The following is a 4,694-nucleotide window of genomic DNA, read 5'->3' on the forward strand; positions in this document are numbered from 1 at the left end:
GGTTTTCCAAAATGGGTTTAAGCTCGTTAAGTACCGTATCGCGATCAAGTTGCTTTTCGATCAGCTCATCTCCTTCTAAGCGATGCGTGAGCGGTACATAATATGCCTCATGGGCCTGCACAGCAAAAGACAGTCCAACGATTTCTGCCTGTCGCCAATAAATACTAGTCGTCTCAGTATCGATAACGAAATGCGGTGCGCTTTTTAGCAAGGCAATTAAGCTATCAAAAGCAGGCTTATCAAGCACCGTATGCCATGCTTTATTATGACTTTTACTGTCTTTAATGTTTTCAATCATGCTCGATTGCAGTGATTTTGCGACTTGAGATTGTGACTCAGCATTGGCTTGGCTGTCAGCGACGCTTGTACTACCATTTGCAGGATGATTTGGGTGATCAAGTGATGCAAGCTCATTTTTAAACTCAAGCTCAGTATACAGGTCTCGTAGCTCATGGATATGGGCACAAGGATCAGTATTTATTTTAAGGTCTGTCCAATCTTGACCGATGGCCAAGTCGGTTACAATGGTTGCAAGCTTTGCATTGAACGGAATATCATCAGCATATTCAACCAAGTTCTTACCAGCGCGGCCTTTAATATCAGCAACGTTTTTGAGCATTGTGTCGATATTGCCGTATTTATTGAGTAAGTCTTTGGCAGTTTTTTTACCGATACCAGGCACCCCTTTGATGCCGTCAGATGAGTCGCCCATAAGCGTCAAAAAGTCGATCATCTGGTGAGGCTCAATCCCAAATTTTTCGACCACACCTGCACTATCAGTAATTTTGCCAGTAAAGCTATCTTCTAGTAACACGCAGTCATTGACCAGTTGCGCCATGTCTTTATCACCGGTTGAGATGACCACATGATGGCCTTCAGCCACCGCGCGCTGAGCAAGGGTACCGATGATATCATCAGCTTCTGCGCCCTCGATACGTAATAATGGAATACCTAACGCTGCGACCAATCGATGGATATAAGGGATTTGGTTCACTAACTCAATATCGATGGGCGGGCGCGCAGCTTTATATTCAGAAGACATAGCATGGCGAAAGGTTGGAGATTTGGTATCAAAACAAACGGCCATATGTGTTGGATGATAGCGGCGCATAAGTTTTAATAAAGCATTTAGCGTACCGCGTATGGCATTGGTTATCAGGCCTTGCGAGTTTTGCATGGTCTTTGGCAGCGCATGATAGGTACGAAACAGATAGTATGAGCCATCTACTAAGATAAATGGTGGCTGCTCTTTGTCTACATGGCTGGTATTCATGGTCGCCACATTGGGCATATTGTCAAAGTTTGGTAGCGTATTGGGATTAATAGGTGAGTGCGAATTGTGGTCATTATCGGTCATAGAGGTCACTTATCAGCTATTGGATAAAATCAAAAAATATGAACCATTATAACGATAAAATCAGCGCGTGCCGAATGGCTTAAAAGTTAAAATATATATGGCTATAAGGATTATTTAAATCTAGATTGTAAAAATAACAAAGCCCAGACTTGCTGGGCTTTACTAATAACAGATCCGTTCATCAACTCATAATATAGCTTAGCTTTTTACTTCAGACGTCACTTCGATGTCGATATTACCTTTGGTAGCTTTTGAGTAAGGGCAGACTTCATTGGCCTTTTGCACGAGCTTTTGAATCTCATCAGCTGATAAGTCAGTACTATCAGCGATAACATGGATCTTAACCGCCAGTTTATAGTCGTGATTGTCGCCTTGTAATAAGTCTACTGAGGTTTGAGTCGTTGAAGAAAAGCTCGCTTCTTCCATCTTTTTGACTACCCCTAAAGCACTATCAAAACAGGCAGCATAGCCCATCGCTAATAGTTGCTCAGGATTATTGCCTTCTTTATTACCGCCAGGAGGCGCCATATTTATCTCAAGATCACTATCGCTGAGCTTGGCTGTACCCATACGGCCGCCAGTAACGGTTGCTTTGGTAGAATATAGAGTTTTCATAATTGTCCTTTTCCCTTGGTTTTTATAGTAAATGTATCGTATCAGCTATACAACCTGCCCAGCATAGCAAATCTCTAACACGATTCTATATAGCGGTGGTAAACCTATACTATGAATTTGTAAGTAAGTCTTTTAGGTTGGTAAGTAAAGCACTCGTTTCATGTGGTCGCAGCTTGGTGATTAGTGTAAGCTAACAGTAGCCGTTAAACGAGGATAGATTAGGCGGTAGCCACTCACTATACACTACTTAGTGAAATAGCATTTAATAACGTTCTATTACTGACGAATAAGGATGCCTAGCGATGAAAAAAACACATAAACGACTCTTTGCACCGCTTGTTCTTAGTTTATTAGCGATTGGGCTTACTGGTTGTAACGAAGAAGACAATGGCATTTTTGGTTCAGGCAACAATGATAAGCTGACACTGACAAGTTTTGATAAAGGCATTGATCGTCAGACTGGTAGAGAAGCTGTGGCGCGTATCGATACCGAATATAGCAAGGGTGAGCGTGATATTGATGTAACCAACATTATAGGAAGTTTTAACACGCAAAATATTAACGATTTAGAACGATCGATAGTGTTATCAAACAACTTTGAGGGCACGCTTGAAGATCGATACATTGAAGTCAATGGACGTACTATCAGACAGCCGATTTATGAGTTGAATAGTAGTAATAATTTTAATTATGAAACCACTTATAGAACACTAGATCTGTCTGGAGTCAGCGCTGGTAATTATAGTCTTGGCAATAATTTGGCTAGTAGCCGAGGGATTCTCACTGATTTGAATAATTATCCAAATGTTCCACCAAATGTAGAATTCCCAATAGGTTCCGTTTGTTATGTCCCTGTGACAACGAGTGATCGATCATTCTTTATTTTCAATGATAAAAACAGAACCCGTTATGACAGTATTGATGACTGGGTTGATATGACCGAAAATCGTTTTAGCGATAATCGAAATTTTAGTACCATTCGCTCAGATACGGGTATCAATAATCAACTAAAAACTGCTCAGATCAGATATTTTGCCTTTGACAATGAACCAGAATATATATTTAGAGCTGTCGATTATGACGACCGTATTTATGAAGCCGACTACATCGATAGCAATGCTACGCGTCCTAACGAAAACAGCATTCGCGGGATAGTTGATTGTACTGTAGTCAATGAAGTAGCGGCTGACTTTTTAGAAAATCAAATCAGACGCTACTATTAATATCTGTACTATTAATAACTGCTTTAGAGCTTATGTAAACCTTGGCTGTTAATTACAGTTTATTAAATACTATCCTAGTTGTGTGCTTGTTGCCACGCACCCATCGAGCCTAGGTAAATATCAAGATTTTTAAACCCTTGACTTGCAAGCCAGCCTGCTGCAACCGTCGCCCGTGCGCCGCTAGCACACATTAAAGTATAGTGCTGGTCTTTATCAAGTTTACGCCACTCCTCATTGAGTTGACCGACGTAGATATGCTGTGATTGCTCGATGGCAGCATCTGCTCTTTCATCGGCATCACGAACGTCAAGTAGCGTCCAGTCGTCTTTGTTAGCGTTAAGTCTTTCTTCAACCTCAGCGGTATCGATCATAGGTGTTGACTGCATTTTCTCACCCCCAGCCGCCGCAGGGATAACGCCAACATAACCGCCTACTACATTATCAAGAGCAATGCGTACCAAGTGTTCCATGGCGGTAGCGAGCTGCTCTTCATTGGATGCAATTAACACAATGCTCTCTTCTTCAGAGATAAACCAGCCTGCAAAAGCGGAGATCATCCCTACAGGTAGGCTCATAGCACCGGGCAGATGGCCAGCAGCATAAGCCATCGGTTCTCGAATATCGATTAGATGATCAGCATTACAGGTTTTAAGCTCATCAAGCGACAGATTACGCGGACGCATAACACGCGGCGCGGCATCACCGCCTTCCATATTGAGGCGCTCCATCAAGCGAAAATAAGGGGGTTGATAGTGGTTTTCGTTGATTTTGACATCGATAAATTCGTCACGACTCTCAATCTGCAAGCGCGGGTTATTCAGTCTTTCGTGACCGATACTTGAAAACTCGCGCGCAGCCATACCTGAACCGCATACTGATCCCGCCCCATGTGCAGGATAAATGATGGCTTGATCGCCAAGCGCTAAGATTTTTTGTAATGAGTCATAGAGCAGACCTGCCACTTCTTTACGGCGATTGGGATAAAAGTCTGTACGCCCAACATCGCCCACGAATAGCGCATCTCCAGTAAATACCCCGACAGCTTTTTCTGGATAGGCGGTATCAAATAACGCAAAGCTAATATGATCATCCGTATGGCCAGGTGTCTCTAAGACGCGAATCTCAAGCTGACCGATGGCGAAGCAGTCGTTCTCATGGGTTGTTTGAGCATAAGTGTTAGGTTTTTCAGGGTTTGGCCCATGTAGTACTGTCGCACCCGTCAATTTTGCTAAAGTTGGTGCACCAGAAACCAAGTCTTCATTGCGATGAGTTTCGAAGATATGGGTAATTTTAAGCCCAGCAGCCCGTGCCTTTTCGACATAAATGTCACAGTCACGGCGAGGGTCGATGACTGCAGCTTTTCCGTCTGAGCCGACTAGATAGGATAAGTGCGAGAGTCCTGGGGTCTTGATTTTCTCAAGTAGCATAATTATTCCCTTATAAATATTGGTGGCTAAATATAATTAAAATAACTGTATTTAACCTCTATATTAAATTTC

4 protein-coding genes are annotated in these 4,694 nt (G+C 42.5%); 1 reads left to right on the forward strand and 3 read right to left on the reverse strand.

The window, feature by feature from the left end:
• On the reverse strand, positions 1 to 1,357 hold a 1,357-nt coding region (locus PENNN9_RS02635), incomplete at its 3' end, for a 5'-3' exonuclease H3TH domain-containing protein (protein ID WP_319822884.1).
• A gap of 198 nt (positions 1,358 to 1,555) precedes the next feature.
• Positions 1,556 to 1,972, reverse strand: coding sequence for an Ohr family peroxiredoxin (locus PENNN9_RS02640; protein WP_058368204.1), 417 nt, complete (start codon positions 1,970 to 1,972; stop codon positions 1,556 to 1,558).
• Between the two features lie 302 nt (positions 1,973 to 2,274).
• On the opposite strand from PENNN9_RS02640, the gene PENNN9_RS02645 reads away from it, so the two are divergent.
• Positions 2,275 to 3,195, forward strand: a complete 921-nt coding sequence (locus PENNN9_RS02645) for a hypothetical protein (RefSeq protein ID WP_058368205.1) — start codon at positions 2,275 to 2,277, stop codon at positions 3,193 to 3,195.
• 74 nt (positions 3,196 to 3,269) lie between these two features.
• On the opposite strand, the gene PENNN9_RS02650 is transcribed toward PENNN9_RS02645, so the two are convergent.
• Positions 3,270 to 4,622 carry an MBL fold metallo-hydrolase gene (locus PENNN9_RS02650; RefSeq protein WP_058368206.1) on the reverse strand — a complete coding sequence of 451 codons (1,353 nt, stop codon included), beginning with the start codon at positions 4,620 to 4,622 and terminating at the stop codon, positions 3,270 to 3,272.
• Between the last annotated feature and the right edge of the window lie 72 nt (positions 4,623 to 4,694).

The sequence above is a fragment of the Psychrobacter sp. ENNN9_III genome (assembly GCF_001462175.1).
Classification (GTDB): Bacteria; Pseudomonadota; Gammaproteobacteria; order Pseudomonadales; family Moraxellaceae; genus Psychrobacter.